The sequence below is a fragment of the Streptomyces viridosporus genome, assembly GCF_002078235.1.
GTDB lineage: Bacteria > Actinomycetota > Actinomycetes > Streptomycetales > Streptomycetaceae > Streptomyces > Streptomyces viridosporus.
This window is the reverse complement of sequence record NZ_MSGP01000217.1, coordinates 1-15,933: the sequence shown is the minus strand read 5'-3', so window position 1 is coordinate 15,933 and position 15,933 is coordinate 1. Positions and strand designations below refer to the sequence as shown.

Sequence of the window (15,933 nt, the reverse complement as noted above, 5' to 3'; positions counted from 1 at the left end):
GTCGGGGGCCGGGAGGGACTCACCGGAGCCGCACTCCGGGACCGTGCGGCCCCGGGACGGCCGTCACCTCCGCGCCGGCCCGCTCCGCCCCCGCTCCCTTAAGTCGACCTTAAGCATGCATTAAGCGATCAGCCGAAGACCTTGATGCACCAAGTAACCGCAGCTCAGGGCCGGTTGGGAAACAAACCGGGCAGTTTGTTGCGCTGTAAACCGTCCGTAGCATCGGGGCTCCCCCGGGTTCGGGTATCCCCCCACTCTCTTCCCCACAGACGAGGTGTGTTCAGTCATGGCCGCTCATCGCGCGCGCCGGTGGTCACTCGGCGGGTCCGCCCTGCTGGTCGCCGCCGCCTTCACCTTCATCACCGCGGGACCGTCCGCCGACCGGGCCGACGCCGCCCCCGCCCCCGCCGCACTGACCTGGTCCGACGAGTTCGACGGCCCGGCCGGCAGGGCTCCGGATTCCAGCAAGTGGACGCTGGAGACCGGTGGCAGCGGCAACGGCAACCACGAGCTGCAGTACTACACCGACAGCACGGACAACGCCGCCCTCGACGGCAACGGCAACCTCGTCATCACCGCCCGCAAGAACACCGACCCCAACCTGAAGTGCTGGTACGGCACCTGCCAGTACACCTCCGCCCGCCTCAACACCGCCAGGACCTTCACCCAGGCCTACGGCCACTTCGAGGCGCGCATCAAGGTCTCCCGCGGTCAGGGCATGTGGCCCGCGTTCTGGATGCTCGGCGACGACCTGGGCAAGGTCGGATGGCCCCACAGCGGTGAGATCGACATCATGGAGAACGTCGGTCACGAACCGGGCACCGTCCACGGCACCATCCACGGCCCCGGCTACTCGGGCGGCGGCGGCATCGGCGCCTCGTACAGGCTCCCGAACGGCGCCGCCTTCGCGGACGACTTCCACGTCTTCGCGGTCGACTGGAGCCCCCGGTCGATCACCTGGTCCGTCGACGGCATCGCCTACCAGACCCGCACCCCGGCCGACCTGGGCGGCAACAAGTGGGTCTACGACCACCCGTTCTTCCTCATCCTCAACCTCGCCGTCGGCGGTGACTGGCCCGGCAGCCCGAACGCCGGCACCGCGTTCCCGCAGACGATGACCATCGACTACGTACGCGCCTCCACCTCCGGCGGCTCCTCCGAGAACGGCGGCACCACCCGGACCGGCGCCATCAAGGGCATCGGCGGCATGTGCGTCGACGTCGCCGGCGCCTCGACCGCGGACGAGACCCCGATCCAGCTGCACGACTGCACCGGCGTCGACGCGCAGAAGTGGACCCTGGGCAACGACGGCACCGTACGCGCCCTCGGCAAGTGCCTCGACGTACGCGGCGCCTCCACCGCGGACGGGACGCCCGTGCAGCTCTACACCTGCAACGGCACCAAGGCCCAGCAGTGGACCTACACCTCCGGCCGCGACCTGACCAACATCGGTGCGGACAAGTGCCTGAGCACCAGGGGCAATTCCTCCGCCGACGGCACCCCGCTGCAGATCCGGACGTGCACCGGCGCCGCCGACCAGAAGTGGACGGTCGGCTGACCCCACCGCCCACCGACACCACGCCCCCCGGCTCGATCCCGAGCCGGGGGGCGTTCGGCGTTCGGCGTCCGGCCGGCCGTCGGGACCGGGCGTCGGTCGCAGTGGTCCCCGGCCCCCGCTGAAGCGCTTGGCGTGCACAGCACATCGGTACCGCGTCGGTCCGCCGCGGTCGGGCGTCGGTGGGGAGGCGTCGGCACGATCCGGAACGGGTGCCGTACCACGTGCCGGAGCCCCGGTCGGTGATACCGACCGGGGCTCCGAGATGCGTGGACCTGAGGGGATTTGAACCCCTGGCCCCCTCGATGCGAACGAGGTGCGCTACCGGACTGCGCCACAGGCCCTTGCAACGAGTGAAACTTTAGCATCCCCATCGGCCTGCCCGGAAATCCGTTGCCGGTGGCAGACCCGCCGCGGCCCGGGGGCTACTCGTTGGCGGCCCGGGGCCGGTCCCCGTCCTCGTACTGGTCGAAGAGCGGGGTGCGACCGCGCTCCCGGGACCGCCGGGCCGACACCGCCCGGCGGTCGGTGCGTCCCTCCTCGCCCACCGGCTCCCCCGCGCCGTCCGGAGCCGGCTCCGCCTCCCCCGCGGCGGCCGGTGCCTCCTCGGGCGGGACGGCGCTGGAGCGGGCCGAGCTCCAGGCGTCCGGTGCGCCGAGATCCACGTCACTGGTGGCGCGCGGCGCGACCGGGGCGGTCACGTACGTGGGCAGCGGCACCGGGACCGGGTCCCAGCTGTCGCCGCCCTGGCCGGGCCGCCGCTCCCGCTCGCGCTGCTGGTCGACCCACTCCGCGTGGTCGGTCTGCTCGACGAGCGCGCGCCGGTCCGCGGCGAGCGCGGAGAGGCCGAGGTCCGGGTCCGGGGCGACCCCGGCTTCCGGGCCCTCCGGTTCGCCGCCGTCGGCGTCCTCGAGCGCCGGACGGCGGCGCGGCCGGCGCTCGCGCAGGTGCTGGGCGGCCATCTCGGCCTGGCGGCGGTCCATCTGGTACGTGAAACGGCGGCGCTCCTGGGAGCGCAGATACGCGATGTACGCGCTGAGCAGCACCGCGGGCACGCCGGGCGCCCACAGGAAGGCGAGTCCGCCGACCGCCGCGACGATCGCGCCGAGCGTGAAGGCGAGGAAGAGAAGCGTGGTGGTGCGCCGGCGGCGGGCGAGCACCTTCGAGCGCCGGGCGCGTGCCGCGGCGGCCTGCGCCGCGCGGGCCTCCTGTGCCTCTTGGGTCCCCCGGGCCGCGGGGCCGCGCCGGGCGGCCGGGACACGCGCGAGGGCCGGACCGGGTTCGGGTCCGTGCCGGTCCACCCGGTCCGTCCGGTCCACGTGCTCGGGCGAGGGCCGGTCGGACCGCTGCTCGGGCACCGGATCCGGCCGCTCCTCGGGGAGGGACGGCACGGGCACCTGGGTCTGCGGGCGGGTCTGGGACACGGCGAAGGCCCGGACGTCCACCGAGTCGGTGATCGCGTCCGGGTCGTGGACGCTCGGCTCCTCCTCGTCGGCGGAGCGCGCCCGCAGGTCCTTGGCGTACCGGCGCTCCATGCCCGCCCGTCCGGACAGCAATCGGATGGCGGTGCTGAAGCGTTCCGTTGGACGGGCCTCGTTCAGCTCGTCCTGCCTACGGAGCCACATCGGCACCAAGTAGGCGGCCCAGGCCCCGACAATGACTGCGTAGATGAGGCCGCTGCTGCTCACGCCTCACACGGTAGAGGGGTTTGCGTGGGGCCATCTGCCAATTGGGCCGGTGTGTCGCACGATCTGGCTGATATTTCGAACTTTTTGTGCGACGCATGCGATCAGCGGACCACCAGACCCGGGAATTCCCGGCCGGAAGGCGGTCGGCTCCGCTCAATTTCGAACATATATTCAATTTCCCGGGCCGTGCGGTATTCCGGGGTGGGGCCGCTCGTTCCCGGATCGATCGCTTCCGGACAACTCGCTCCCCGACCGCTCACGCCGGGCGCGTGCCCGGCGCCAGCGGTCGAGCAGACCGTCGGGGACTTCTTCCGCCGTGAGCGCGAAGACGAGGTGGTCGCGCCAGGCTCCGTCGATGTGCAGATAGCGCGGGCGCAGCCCCTCCTCGCGGAATCCGAGTTTCTCCACGACCCTGCGGCTGGGCCTGTTCTCCGGGCGAATGCAGACCTCGATGCGGTGCAGTCCGACGGTGCGGAAACAGTGGTCCACGGTCATCGCGACGGCCGTCGGCACCACCCCGTGGCCGGCCACCGCCTCGTCCACCCAGTAGCCGATGTGCCCCGAGCACATCGAGCCCCAGGTGATCCCGGCGACGGTCAACTGGCCGACGAGGCGTCCCTGGTACTCGATGACGAACGGCAGCATCCGGCCCGCGTTCGCCTCGGACCTGAGGTGGCGGACCATCTGACGGTAGGTCGGCCGGTGGGTGACCGGGCCCGCGGGCGTGGGCGGCGGGATGGTCGCCTCCCAGGGCCGCAGCCAGTCGCGGTTGCGCCGGTTGACCTCGCGCCAGGCCTTCTGGTCGCGCAGCTTTATCGGCCGGAGGACGATGTCGCCGTCCACCAGTTCGACGGGCCAGGAGGGGCGGTTCAGCTCGCACCCCCGCCACTGGCGTCCGGCCGGGAGTGGTCGCCGCCGCGCAACTGGTCGACGGCGTGCCTCAGCAGCGGCTCCAGCACGGCCAGGCCGTCCTTCACCCCGCCGCTGGACCCGGGCAGGTTGACGATCAGCGTCCGGCCCGCGACTCCCGCCAGACCCCGGGAGAGGGCGGCCGTCGGCACCTTGTCCCGGCCGTACGCCCGGATGGCCTCCGCGATGCCGGGCACCTCGTGGTCGATCACCCGCCGGGTCGCCTCGGGGGTGCGGTCGGTGGGCGAGACGCCGGTGCCGCCGGTGGTGACGACGACGTCGTACCCGGCGTCGGCGCCCGCGCGCAGGGCGGCCTCCACGGGGTCGCCGTCCGGGACGACCCGGGGGCCGTCGACGGCGAACCCGAGGCGCCTCAGCCCCTCGGCGATCAGCGGGCCGCCCGTGTCCTCGTAGACACCGGCGGCGGCCCGGTTGGAGGCGGTGACCACGAGAGCGCGATAGGTCATGCCCGGCTCCAGTCGCCCGACTTGCCGCCCGTCTTCTCCTCCACCCGCACGTCCGTGATGACCGCCTCCTTGTCGACCGCCTTGACCATGTCGATCACGGTGAGCGCGGCGACGGACACCGCGGTGAGCGCCTCCATCTCGACGCCGGTGCGGTCCGTCGTCCGCACCGTCGCCGTGATCTCCACGGCGTCGTCCGCGACCGACAGGTCCAGTTTCACACCGGACAGCGCCAAGGGGTGGCACAGGGGGATCAGATCGGGAGTGCGCTTGGCGCCCATGATGCCCGCGATCCGCGCGGTGGCCAGGGCGTCGCCCTTGGGGACGCCCTCGCCGCGCAGCAGCTCGACCACGCGGGGCGAGACGAGGACCCGGCCGGTGGCACGGGCGGTGCGCGCGGTCACGTCCTTGCCGGACACGTCGACCATGCGCGCGGCGCCCGCCTCGTCGAGGTGGGTCAGACGGTCCCGCGTACGGTCGTCCTGCTCAGGGGGTCCGGGGGTGTTCCCCGGAGACGGTACGGTCATGCTCGATCGGCGCTCCCGGTCCTGGCCCGCCGCGGTGCGGCGCACGGGCCTGCTGTGCGCGACACGGTACCGCCAACCCCCGGGGCTCAGCCGAGCAGGACCACCTCGACCTCGGTGCCCGGCGCGACGGACTCGACGTCCTCGGGGACGACGATCAGCGCGTTCGCCTGGGCGAGGGACGCCACCAGGTGGGATCCGGCGCCGCCCACCGGGGTCACCGCGCCGTCCGCGTACCGGCCGCGCAGGAACTGGCGGCGGCCCTTCGGCGAGGTCAGCGCCCCGTCCGCGGTGAGCGTCGCGCGGGCCCTCGGCCGGTGGACGTCCGCCAGGCCCATCAGGGTGCGGATGGCGGGGCGGACGAACAGCTCGAAGGAGACGTAGGAGGAGACCGGGTTGCCGGGCAGGGCCAGCAGCGGGGTGTGGTCGGGGCCGATGGAGCCGAAGCCCTGGGGCTTGCCCGGCTGCATGGCGAGCCTGCGGAAGTCGATGCCGCTGCCCGGCTCGTCCTCGTCGTCCACGGACGACAGCGCCTCGCGGACGACGTCGTACGCCCCGACGCTCACGCCCCCGCTGGTGACCATCAGGTCGGCGCGCACCAGCTGGTCCTCGATGGTGTCCCGCAGGGTCTCGGGGTCGTCGGCGACGGCGCCCACCCGGTAGGCGATGGCGCCGGCGTCCCGGGCGGCGGCGGTGAGGGCGAAGCTGTTGGAGTCGTGGATCTGGCCGGGGCGCAGTTCCTCGCCCGGCTGGACGAGTTCGCTGCCGGTGGAGAGCACGACCACGCGCGGGCGCGGGCGCACCCGGACCGTGCCGCGGCCGATCGCGGCCAGCAGGGAGATCTGCGGCGGGCCGAGGACGGTCCCGGCCTCCAGGGCGCGGTCGCCGGCCCGGACGTCGCTGCCCTGGGCGCGCACGTGCGCGCGGGCCGGTGCCGGACGGTGGACCCGCACCTGCCCGGTGGCGCCCTCCGGGGCGAGGCCGCGGGCGCGCATCTCGGTGACCGGGCCCGCGCCGAGGCCGCCGTCGGTCCACTCCACGGGGACGACGGTCTCGGCGCCCGGCGGGAGCGGGGCGCCGGTCATGATGCGGGCCGCCTGGCCGGGGCCGACGTGGAGGAGGTCGGCCTGGCCGGCCGCGACGTCCCCGACGACGTCGAGGACCGCCGGGTACCGCTCGCTCGCGCCCGCGACGTCCGCGACCCGCACCGCGTACCCGTCCATGGAGCTGTTGTCGAACGGCGGCAGGGACACCGGCACCGTGACGTCCTCGACCAGGACGCAGCCCTGGGCGTCGAGGAGGTTCAGCTCGATGGGTTCGAGGGGGCGGACGGTGGCGAGGATGTCGTCCAGGTGCTCGTCCACCGACCAGAGGTGGTCCGGACCTGCGGCACGGGGCGCGGCGGTGCTCAACGTTCCTGCATCTCCTCGGTGACGTAACGGCGGAGCCAGGTCCGGAACTCCGGACCCAGGTCCTCACGTTCGCACGCGAGACGGACAATGGCACGCAGGTAGTCGCCGCGGTCGCCGGTGTCATAGCGGCGGCCCTTGAAGACGACGCCGTGCACCGGGCCGCCGATCTTCTCGTCCGCCGCGAGCTGCTGGAGGGCGTCGGTGAGCTGGATCTCGCCGCCGCGGCCCGGCTCGGTCTGCCGCAGCACGCCGAAGACGGCCGGGTCCAGGACGTAGCGGCCGATGATGGCGTAGTTGGAGGGGGCGTCGGCCGCTTCGGGCTTCTCGACCAGGCCGGAGACCCGGACGACGTCGGAGTCCTCGGTGGTCTCGACGGCGGCGGACCCGTAGAGGTGGATCTGCTCGGGGGCCACCTCCATGAGCGCGACGACGCTGCCGCCGTGCTGCTCCTGGACCTCGATCATCCTCCGGAGCAGGGGGTCGCGCGGGTCGATCAGGTCGTCGCCGAGGAGGACGGCGAAGGGCTCGTCGCCGACGTGCGGCGCGGCGCACAGGACGGCGTGGCCGAGGCCCCTGGGGTCGCCCTGGCGGACGTAGTGAATGGTGGCCAGGTCGCTGGACTCCTGCACCTTGGCGAGCCGGTCGGCGTCGCCCTTCTTCTCGAGGGCGGACTCCAGCTCGTAATTGCGGTCGAAATGGTCCTCCAGGGGGCGCTTGTTGCGGCCCGTGACCATGAGGACGTCGTCGAGGCCCGCGGCGACCGCCTCTTCGACCACGTACTGGATCGCCGGCTTGTCGACGACCGGCAGCATTTCCTTGGGAGTGGCCTTGGTGGCCGGCAGGAACCGGGTGCCGAGACCCGCTGCTGGGATGACAGCCTTGCTGATCCGAGGGTGCGACTGAATCATGCCCGTCACCCTAGCCGGTGCCCTTGTACGGAATCTGTGGCTCCGGACTTTTAAAGCTCATATGAGCATATTGGAACGGTACGGGGACAATCTTGAAACACAACACACGCGCGGATGACCCTGGCAAACGAGTATGGCGACGGGAAATCCTCAGGGTGAGGAATGAGTTGACGGCGGATGTCCTGCGGGAATCCGCGACCGCCCTGGCCCGGCAGGCGCTCGGGCTGCCCGAACTGGCGCACGCGCGCACGGTGGCGGCCTATGTCTCCGTGGGGAGCGAACCCGGCACGCTCGCGCTGCTGGACACGCTACGCGCCCGGGGCGTACGCGTACTGCTGCCCGCCCTGCTGCCCGACAACGACCTGGACTGGGGTGCGTACACCGGCGAGGACTCCCTCGTCCGTGTCCGGCACGGCGGGAGGATGGCGCTCTTCGAACCGGCCGGGGACCGCCTCGGACCGGACGCCGTGACCGGGGCGGACGTCGTCCTGCTGCCGGGCCTGGCCGTCGACGCGCGCGGGATGCGGCTGGGGCGCGGCGGGGGCTCCTACGACCGGGTCCTCGCCCGGCTGGAGCGCGCGGACGCGCACCCGGCACTGGTGGTGCTGCTGTACGACTCCGAGGTCGTCGAGCGCGTCCCCGCGGAACCGCACGACCGGCCGGTGCACGCGGTGGTGACGCCGTCGGGGGTGCGACGGTTCGGCTGAGCTTCCCCGCGGGGCCGGTTCAGGTGATGCGCCGGGTCCGGTGAGAAGGCCGGGCTCGGTGAGAAGGTCGGGTCCGGTGATGCGCGAAGGCGGCCGCCACGTGCGCGTGGCGGCCGCCTTCCTCCGTCGGACCGGTCCGGTCAGGGCTTGAGCTGCAGGGTGTCGCGGGTGCCCTTCTCGACCGCCTTCTCCGAGAACGGCCACTCCAGCAGCTCGCCCTCGGCCCACTTGTCCGTCTGGTCGACGTAGTGGGCGCTGTAGGCGTGCCCGGAGGCGCCGCTGAGGTTGATCCACCGCGACTTGTCGAGGTCGCCGAGGTTGACCACCATCCGCATGGACGGCACCCACACGACCCCGTAGCCGCCGGCGGCGTTCCAGCCGGTCGCGTTGACCGTCGCCTCGCCGCCGCCGAGCTTCCACGGACCGCGGTTGAGGACGTACTGCAGGAAGCCGGGGCCTTCGGTGCCGAGCGTCTGGTTCTCCAGGAACAGGCGGTGCAGCCGGCCCCAGCTCCAGCTGTCGATGTCCTTGCCGAGTTCGGCGGTCAGCTCCCAGCGGGCGTCGATCATGGCGCGCCTGAACAGCTCGTCACGGTTGTCCGCGGCCGGGCGGGTGCCCCGCTTGGGGGTCTTCCACCAGTCGCTGTCCTCCTTGTCCATCAGCCTGCGGACCACCTCGAACCAGCGGTCGCCGCCGTCGGGCTGCGCCTGGTCGGCGTCGCGCTGACCGCACTCGCGCACCTTGCCGGCCTCGTCCGCGGGCCCGGTGGTGTTGACCGGCTCGACCCACAGGCACTGGCCCTTGACCCGCAGCTCCTTGGGCAGCTTGTTGCCGAAGCCGAGCTTGAGGATGTTGCGCCAGACGGAGTTGAAGTAGGCGGCGGCCGCCGAGTCGGCGTCCTGGGTGTAGTCCCAGCCCTCCAGCAGCTTCTGCGCCTCGCGCACGTGCTGGTCGTCGATGTCGATCTTGAGCAGCTCGGGGACGATCAGCTTGGCGATGGAGCTGCTGTTGTCGAGCTGCATCTGCCGCATGTCGTCGGTGGAGATCTTGCCGCCGTCCTTGATCTTCGACTGGATCAGGTCGTTGATCCGCTGGCTGCGGGCGCCGTAACCCCAGTCGGTGGTCAGCGTGTAGGGGTAGTCCTTGCCGACGACGGCCTGGTTGGCGGTGACGATGTAGCCGCGCTCCGGGTTGTACTCGTAGGGCAGCGCGTCCTGGTCGACCCAGTCGGTCCAGCGGGAGTCGGGGTCCCAGCCGGGCGCGGGGACGGAGCCGTCGTGGTCCTCCGCGCGGGTCGGGATCTTCCCGGGCAGCGTGTAGCCGATGTTGCCCTCGGTGTCCGCGTAGACGAGGTTCTGCGAGGGCACCTCGAACAGGGTGGCCGCCTCGCGGAAGTCGTCCCAGTCCTTCGCGCGGTTGATCGCGAAGACCGAGTCCATGGTGCGGCCCGGGTCCAGCGCGGTCCAGCGCAGCGAGACGCCGTAGCCGTCGCCCCGGTCGGGGGCGGCACTGTCGACGGTGGCCTTCTTGCCGGTCCTGACGAGGTCGTCGGAGCGGTCGGAGAGCAGGGGGCCGTTGCCGGTCTCCCGCACGACGATCTTCCGCGCGCTGCCGCCGGCGACCTTGATGGTCTCCTCGCGCGTCTTGAACGGCACCACCTTGTCGCCGTACTGGTAGCCGTCGCCGGTGATCTTCTCCAGGTAGAGGTCGGTGACGTCGACGCCGGAGTTGGTCAGGCCCCAGGCGATGTCCTGGTTGTGGCCGATGATGACGCCGGGCAGGCCGGCGAAGGTGTAACCGGTGACGTCGTACTGGCACTTGGCGGAAACGCTGCGGCAGTGCAGGCCCATCTGGTACCAGACGGACGGCAGCGAGGCCGACAGGTGCGGGTCGTTGGCGAGCAGCGGTTCGCCGGTGATGGTGTGCTTGCCGGCGACCACCCAGGAGTTGGAGCCGATGCCGTCGCCGTTGACGCCGACGGCGGTGGGCAGGTCCTGCAGGACCCGCTGGAGACCGGCCAGCTGGCTCTCCAGGCCGGACCCGTCGGTGCCGGTCCCGGTCCCGGTGCCGGTGCCCGTGCCGACGCCGGTCCCGGCGCCCGTGCCGGTCCCGGTGCCCGTGCCGACGCCCGTACCCGCGCCCGTGCCGGTCCCGACGCCCGTGCCGGTCCCGGTGCCGGCGTCCGTACCGGTGCCGGTGCCCGTGCCGCCCGTGCCCTCACCCTGCTCGTAGGCCCCGGTGAACTCGTTGTACCGGCCCTCCTGGATCACCGGCTTGTTCCGGTCGTACGGGTACGCCGGGTACAGGTCGGCGATCTGCTTCGGGTCGAGGCGGCTGGTCAGCAGGGCGCGGTCGATCTCGTCCTGCATGTTGCCGCGCAGGTCCCAGGCCATCGCCTTCAGCCAGGCCACCGAGTCGACCGGGGTCCACGGCTCGGGCCGGTAGTCGTTGACGAAGCCCAGCGCCGCGTACTCCAGGGAGATCTCCTTGCCCTCCTTGCCCTCCAGGTAGGCGTTGACGCCCTTGGCGTACGCCTGGAGGTACTTCTTCGTGGCGGGGGAGAGCTTCTTGTCGTACTCCTGCTGCGCGACCCGGTCCCAGCCGAGGGTGCGCAGGAACTCGTCGTTGTCGACCTGGCCCTTGCCGAACATCTCCGACAGGCGCCCGGAGGTCATGTGCCGGCGCACGTCCATCTCGTAGAACCGGTCCTGCGCCTGGACGTAGCCCTGCGCCATGAACAGGTCCTCGTCGGAGGAGGCGTAGATCTGCGGGATGCCGTGGCCGTCGCGTTTGACGTCGACGGTTCCCGACAGGCCCTGCAGCGTGATCGAGCCCGTGGTCTGCGGGAAGGAGGCGCGCACCGTGCTGACGGACCAGTACGCCCCGTAGACGACGCCGCCGATCAGGGCCAACACCAGGACGAGCACGACCAGACGGGCTTTGCGCCCCTTCTTCTTGCCGGACTTGTTCTTCCCGCCGGACGTGCCGGCCTGCTGACCCGGGGAGACGGTGGTGTCGGTGGGCATCGCTGTCCTTGCTGTCCTAACGCGAGCGGCAGGTCGAGGCTGTGCTTTTAACTGAGCGCTGGAGCAACGATAGGCGCAGGGCCCCGCAGCCCTTGACGCGGAGTCGCGAACCAGCCCGGACGAGCGTTCGATCTTGCCTTCATCGGCGTCAAGAAAGCGTCAAGAATTAGGTAAGGTAACGAAGTAGTTTGCCGCGGCAGCGGTGGATCGCATGCGATGTACGTGCACCCCACGCGCGAGCGCGCCTGGGTCGGGGAAGGGAACGGCCGCTGACTGTCCACCACCTCAACCAGCTCCTGCTCATCTGCTCGATCGTCCTGCTCGTCGCCGTCGTGGCAGTCCGGATCTCCTCGCGCAGCGGGCTCCCCAGCCTGCTCGTCTATCTGGGCATCGGCATCGCCCTGGGCCAGGACGGCATCGCCCACGTCCCCTTCGACAACGCCGAGCTGACCCAGGTCATCGGATACGCGGCCCTGGTCGTGATCCTGGCCGAGGGCGGTCTGGGCACCAAGTGGACCGAGGTCAGACCGATCCTGTCCTCCGCCGCCGTGCTCGCGCTGGTCGGTGTCGCGGTCAGCGTCGGGGTCACGGCGTCGGCCGCGCACTTCCTGGTCGGGCTGGAATGGCGGCAGGCGCTCATCATCGGCGCGGTGGTGTCCTCGACCGACGCGGCGGCCGTCTTCTCGGTGCTGCGGAAGATCCCCCTCCCCCGGCGCGTGACGGGCACGCTGGAAGCCGAGTCCGGTTTCAACGACGCCCCCGTCGTCATCCTGGTCGTCGCCTTCTCCACGGCCGGTCCGGTCGAGCACTGGTACCTGCTGATCGGCGAGATAGCCCTGGAGCTGGCCATCGGTGCCGCCATCGGACTCGCGGTGGGCTGGCTGGGCGCCTGGGGGCTGCGGCACGTGGCGCTGCCCGCCTCCGGTCTCTACCCGATCGCCGTCATGGCCATCGCCGTCGCCGCCTACGCGGCCGGCGCCCTCGCCCACGGCAGCGGCTTCCTCGCCGTCTACCTCGCCTCGATGGTGCTGGGCAACGCCAAGCTGCCGCACTGGCCCGCCACGCGCGGCTTCGCCGACGGGCTCGGCTGGCTCGCCCAGATCGGCATGTTCGTCCTGCTCGGCCTGCTGGTCGCCCCGCACGAGCTGGGCGACGACATCGTGCCGGCGCTGGTCATCGGGCTGGCGCTCACCATGGTGGCCCGCCCGCTGAGCGTCGTGCTGTGCCTGGTGCCGTTCCGGGTGCCCTGGCAGGAGCAGGCGCTGATGTCGTGGGCGGGGCTGCGCGGGGCCGTGCCCATCATCCTGGCGACGATCCCGATGGTGCAGGGCGTCGAGGGGAGCGAGCGGATCTTCAACATCGTCTTCGTCCTGGTCGTCGTCTACACCCTCGTCCAGGGCCCGACGCTGCCCTGGCTGGCCCGCAAGCTGCGCCTGGGCGAGGAGTCCGGGGCCGCCGACCTCGGCATCGAGTCGGCGCCCCTGGAGCATCTGCGCGGGCACCTGCTGTCGATGGTCATCCCGGACACCTCGAGGATGCACGGCGTGGAGGTCGCCGAACTGCGGCTGCCCGCCGGGTCCGCCGTCACCCTCGTCGTGCGCGAGGGGGAGTCGTTCGTCCCGCTGCCCACGACGATGCTGCAGCACGGGGACGAACTGCTCGTCGTCGCCACCGACCCGGTGCGGGACGCCGCCGAACGGCGCCTGCTCGCGGTGGGCCGCGGCGGCAAGCTGGCCGGCTGGCTGGGCACCGACAGCGCGCCGGCGTAGCACCGGCACCACCGACACCACGGACGCCCCGGGCCCGCCCCTCCTCCGTCCACGGCGCACGCGCCCCGGGGTGCTCGTTTTCACAGGCACCCGGAGCACCGGTACCTGTACGATGCAGGCGACCCCCAGATGACCTGATCGAACCAACTCTGCCTGACGCAGAGCTGGCGCGACCGTATGGCGGCCGGAACGCCCTGAGCTGTGGCACCGGCATCTACCGCAGTCAGCGCAAGAGGACAGCTCTCGGCGCACCCGCCCGCCCCGCGCGGGCCGCGCTACCAGGCGGCAGAAAGGCACGGGCCGTGGCATCCACGGTCACCACGTCGAAGGACTCGGCGGCCACCTCCCGCCCGGGATACGGCCAACTGCTGCGCACGCGCGGCGCCTGGACCTTCCTGCTCCCCGGCTTCGCGGCACGCCAGCCGTTCGCGATGCTCACCCTCTCCATCGTGCTGCTGGTGCAGCACACCACCGGCTCCTACGGCGCGGCCGGCGCCGTCGCGGCCGTCACCGGCGTCTCCATGGCGCTGTTCGCTCCCTACAGCGGCCGCCTGGCCGACCGTCACGGGCAGCGCGCGGTCCTCGTGCCCGGCGTCCTGGTGCACACCCTGTCCGGGCTGACCCTGACCGCGCTGGCCCTGAACGGCGCCCCCCTGTGGGCGCTGTTCGCCGCCGCCGTGCCCACCGGCGCCTCGGTGCCGCAGGTCGGCCCCATGGTGCGCGCCCGCTGGGGCGCGAAGCTCAAGGACTCCCCCCTGATGACCACGGCGGCGGCCTTCGAGTCCGTCACCGACGAGTTCACCTTCGTCGTCGGGCCGCTGCTGGCCACGGCCTTGTGCACGGCCGTCGACCCGGCCGCGGGTCTCGTCACCGAGGCCGCGCTGACCCTGATCGGCGGTCTGCTGTTCGCCGCCCAGCGGGGCACCCAGCCGAAGACCTCCGCCGACGGCCGGGCGCGCGTGGAGCACGCCTCCGCGCTGCGCGTCCCCGGGGTGCGCGTGCTGATCGTGACCTTCCTGGGCATCGGCTCCGTCTTCGGCGGCATGCAGGTCTCGCTGGCCGCGTTCACCGAGTCGATCGGCGAACCCGGCCTGAACGGCGTCCTGTACGGGATCTTCGCCGCGGGCAACATGATCTCCGGCATCGCCTGCGGGGCCATCGCCTGGAAGGCCGCCCCGCAGCGGCGCCTGGTCATCGGGTACGCGGCGCTCGCCGTGACCGCCTCGGCCCTGTGGACCTCCCAGTCGGCGCTGCTGCTGGCCGGCCTCGGCCTCCTGGTCGGCATGAGCATCGCGCCGACCCTGATCACCGGCTACACGCTGGTGGAGGACCTGGTCCCGGCCGGTGCCCGCACCGAGGCCTTCACCTGGCTGACCGGCGCGGTCGCGCTCGGCCAGGCCGCCGCCGTCACCATCGCCGGACAGCTGGAGGACCGCCTCTGGGACGGCGCCGGTTTCCTGGTGCCGATGGGCGGCACGGTGCTCGCCCTCGCGACGCTGCTGGCGCTGCGGTCGCGGCTGGTGCCGCCCTCGCGCGGGCGCACGGTCGCGCGTGGCATGGATCACCGCTCCCCCGCCGCAGTGGACTGAACGCAGGGAATAGGTCAGTATGGATCGTCGTTAGCACTCATCGAGTGAGAGTGCCAGGAGGAAGACAGTGCCCACCTACCAGTACCAGTGCACCGAGTGCGGCGAGGGCCTCGAGGCGGTGCAGAAGTTCACCGACGACGCCTTGACCGAGTGCCCCAGCTGCCAAGGTCGTCTGAAGAAGGTGTTCTCGGCGGTCGGCATCGTCTTCAAGGGCTCCGGCTTCTACCGCAACGACAGCCGCGGCTCCTCCTCGAGCAGCTCCCCGGCGTCGTCGAAGTCGTCGGACTCCTCGTCCTCCTCGACTTCTTCCTCGACGTCCTCCTCGGGCTCCGGCTCGGGTTCGAGCACGTCGGCCGGCTCCAGCAGCTCCAGCGCCACCACCGCCGCGTAGGACCGCACTCCCGCGGAACCACCGCGCCGCGCAGGACCGCACTCCCGTGAACCCCGTCGCCGTACGACGACGGGGTCCTCGGCGCTTCCGCGTCCGGTTAGGGTGCGGAACATGGCGAACATGGCGACGGCCGAGATCGGCGTGATCGGCGGCTCCGGCTTCTACTCCTTCCTCGACGACGTGACCGAGGTCCGGGTGGACACCCCGTACGGGGCCCCCAGCGACTCCCTCTTCCTCGGCGAGGTGGCCGGCCGGCGGGTCGCCTTCCTCCCCCGGCACGGACGCGGCCACCACCTGCCGCCGCACCGGATCAACTACCGGGCCAACCTGTGGGCACTCAGGTCGGTCGGGGTGCGCCAGGTGCTCGGGCCGTGCGCGGTGGGCGGTCTGCGCCCCGAGTACGGACCGGGCACGCTGCTGGTGCCGGACCAGTTCGTGGACCGGACGAAGTCCCGGGTGACCACGTACTTCGACGGGCTGCCGCTGCCCGACGGCACGGTGCCGAACGTGGTCCACGTGTCGCTGGCCGACCCCTACTGCCCCACGGCACGCACGGCCGCGCTGAAGGCGGCGCGCGGCCGGGACTGGCAGCCGGTGGACGGCGGCACGCTGGTCGTGGTGGAGGGGCCGCGCTTCTCCACCCGTGCCGAATCGCTGTGGCACCAGGCGCAGGGCTGGTCGGTGGTGGGCATGACCGGACATCCCGAGGCGGCGCTCGCCCGTGAGCTGGAGCTCTGTTACGCCTCCCTGACCCTGGTCACCGACCTCGACGCCGGCGCCGAGACCGGGGAGGGCGTCTCCCACGACGAGGTGCTGCGGGTGTTCGCCGCCAATGTGGACCGGCTGCGGGGCGTGCTCTTCGACGCGGTGGCCGCGCTGCCGGCGACGCACGAGCGGGACTGCCCGTGCGCGTCGGCGCTGGGCGGGATGAACCCGGGGTTCACGCTGCCGTAGGGCGGAGGGTGTGCCCGCCGGGGCGGGGCACGGCGGG

13 protein-coding genes and 1 tRNA gene are annotated in these 15,933 nt (G+C 72.1%); 6 read left to right on the top strand and 8 right to left on the bottom strand.

Features of this window, described 5'->3' with window-relative positions; translation table 11 throughout:
- Window positions 1-286: 286 nt before the first annotated feature.
- On the top strand, window positions 287-1,558 hold the full coding sequence (locus B7L92_RS16045) for a glycoside hydrolase family 16 protein (RefSeq protein WP_081238282.1): 1,272 nt from the start codon (window positions 287-289) through the stop codon (window positions 1,556-1,558).
- A 267-nt stretch (window positions 1,559-1,825) separates the two neighbouring features.
- On the opposite strand, the gene B7L92_RS16040 is transcribed toward B7L92_RS16045, so the two are convergent.
- From B7L92_RS16040 to galU, 7 genes are all read right to left on the bottom strand, one after another.
- Window positions 1,826-1,899, bottom strand: a tRNA-Ala gene (locus tag B7L92_RS16040).
- A gap of 81 nt (window positions 1,900-1,980) precedes the next feature.
- On the bottom strand, window positions 1,981-3,243 hold the full coding sequence (gene sepX / locus B7L92_RS16035; RefSeq protein ID WP_081238281.1) for a divisome protein SepX/GlpR: 1,263 nt from the start codon (window positions 3,241-3,243) through the stop codon (window positions 1,981-1,983).
- Window positions 3,244-3,414: 171 nt separating this feature from the next.
- Entirely contained in the window at window positions 3,415-4,086 is a 672-nt protein-coding gene (locus tag B7L92_RS16030) for a GNAT family N-acetyltransferase (protein WP_107501503.1), read from the bottom strand.
- 26 nt (window positions 4,087-4,112) lie between these two features.
- Complete coding sequence (locus B7L92_RS16025) at window positions 4,113-4,619, bottom strand: MogA/MoaB family molybdenum cofactor biosynthesis protein (protein WP_081238279.1); 507 nt, start codon at window positions 4,617-4,619, stop codon at window positions 4,113-4,115.
- Entirely contained in the window at window positions 4,616-5,143 is a 528-nt protein-coding gene (gene moaC, locus B7L92_RS16020) for a cyclic pyranopterin monophosphate synthase MoaC (RefSeq protein ID WP_081238278.1), read from the bottom strand. The genes B7L92_RS16025 and moaC overlap by 4 nt, the downstream gene beginning before the upstream one ends.
- A gap of 86 nt (window positions 5,144-5,229) precedes the next feature.
- Window positions 5,230-6,552 carry a molybdotransferase-like divisome protein Glp gene (glp, locus tag B7L92_RS16015; RefSeq protein ID WP_081238277.1) on the bottom strand — a complete coding sequence of 441 codons (1,323 nt, stop codon included), beginning with the start codon at window positions 6,550-6,552 and terminating at the stop codon, window positions 5,230-5,232.
- The gene (galU, locus tag B7L92_RS16010; protein ID WP_081238276.1) at window positions 6,549-7,460 is read right to left on the bottom strand and encodes a UTP--glucose-1-phosphate uridylyltransferase GalU; all 912 of its coding nucleotides are present in this window, start codon (window positions 7,458-7,460) and stop codon (window positions 6,549-6,551) included. Before galU ends, glp begins: the two co-directional genes overlap by 4 nt.
- Window positions 7,461-7,552: 92 nt before the next feature.
- Between galU and B7L92_RS16005 the strand changes: the two genes are divergently transcribed.
- Window positions 7,553-8,167, top strand: a complete 615-nt coding sequence (locus B7L92_RS16005) for a 5-formyltetrahydrofolate cyclo-ligase (RefSeq protein ID WP_081238275.1) — start codon at window positions 7,553-7,555, stop codon at window positions 8,165-8,167.
- Window positions 8,168-8,307: 140 nt separating this feature from the next.
- Here B7L92_RS16005 and B7L92_RS16000 read toward each other — a convergent pair whose 3' ends face one another.
- Window positions 8,308-11,193 carry a penicillin acylase family protein gene (locus B7L92_RS16000; protein ID WP_081238274.1) on the bottom strand — a complete coding sequence of 962 codons (2,886 nt, stop codon included), beginning with the start codon at window positions 11,191-11,193 and terminating at the stop codon, window positions 8,308-8,310.
- A 188-nt stretch (window positions 11,194-11,381) separates the two neighbouring features.
- On the opposite strand from B7L92_RS16000, the gene B7L92_RS15995 reads away from it, so the two are divergent.
- The 4 genes from B7L92_RS15995 (at window position 11,382) to B7L92_RS15980 (ending at window position 15,896) form a co-directional block, all read left to right on the top strand.
- Window positions 11,382-12,962, top strand: a complete 1,581-nt coding sequence (locus B7L92_RS15995; protein WP_081238273.1) for a potassium/proton antiporter — start codon at window positions 11,382-11,384, stop codon at window positions 12,960-12,962.
- A 302-nt stretch (window positions 12,963-13,264) separates the two neighbouring features.
- Complete coding sequence (locus tag B7L92_RS15990) at window positions 13,265-14,551, top strand: MFS transporter (RefSeq protein WP_081238272.1); 1,287 nt, start codon at window positions 13,265-13,267, stop codon at window positions 14,549-14,551.
- A 67-nt stretch (window positions 14,552-14,618) separates the two neighbouring features.
- Window positions 14,619-14,942: an FmdB family zinc ribbon protein gene (locus B7L92_RS15985; RefSeq protein WP_081238271.1), complete on the top strand. Its 324-nt coding sequence runs from the start codon at window positions 14,619-14,621 to the stop codon at window positions 14,940-14,942.
- A 111-nt stretch (window positions 14,943-15,053) separates the two neighbouring features.
- Window positions 15,054-15,896: an S-methyl-5'-thioadenosine phosphorylase gene (locus B7L92_RS15980; RefSeq protein WP_107501502.1), complete on the top strand. Its 843-nt coding sequence runs from the start codon at window positions 15,054-15,056 to the stop codon at window positions 15,894-15,896.
- The last annotated feature ends 37 nt before the right edge of the window (window positions 15,897-15,933 follow it).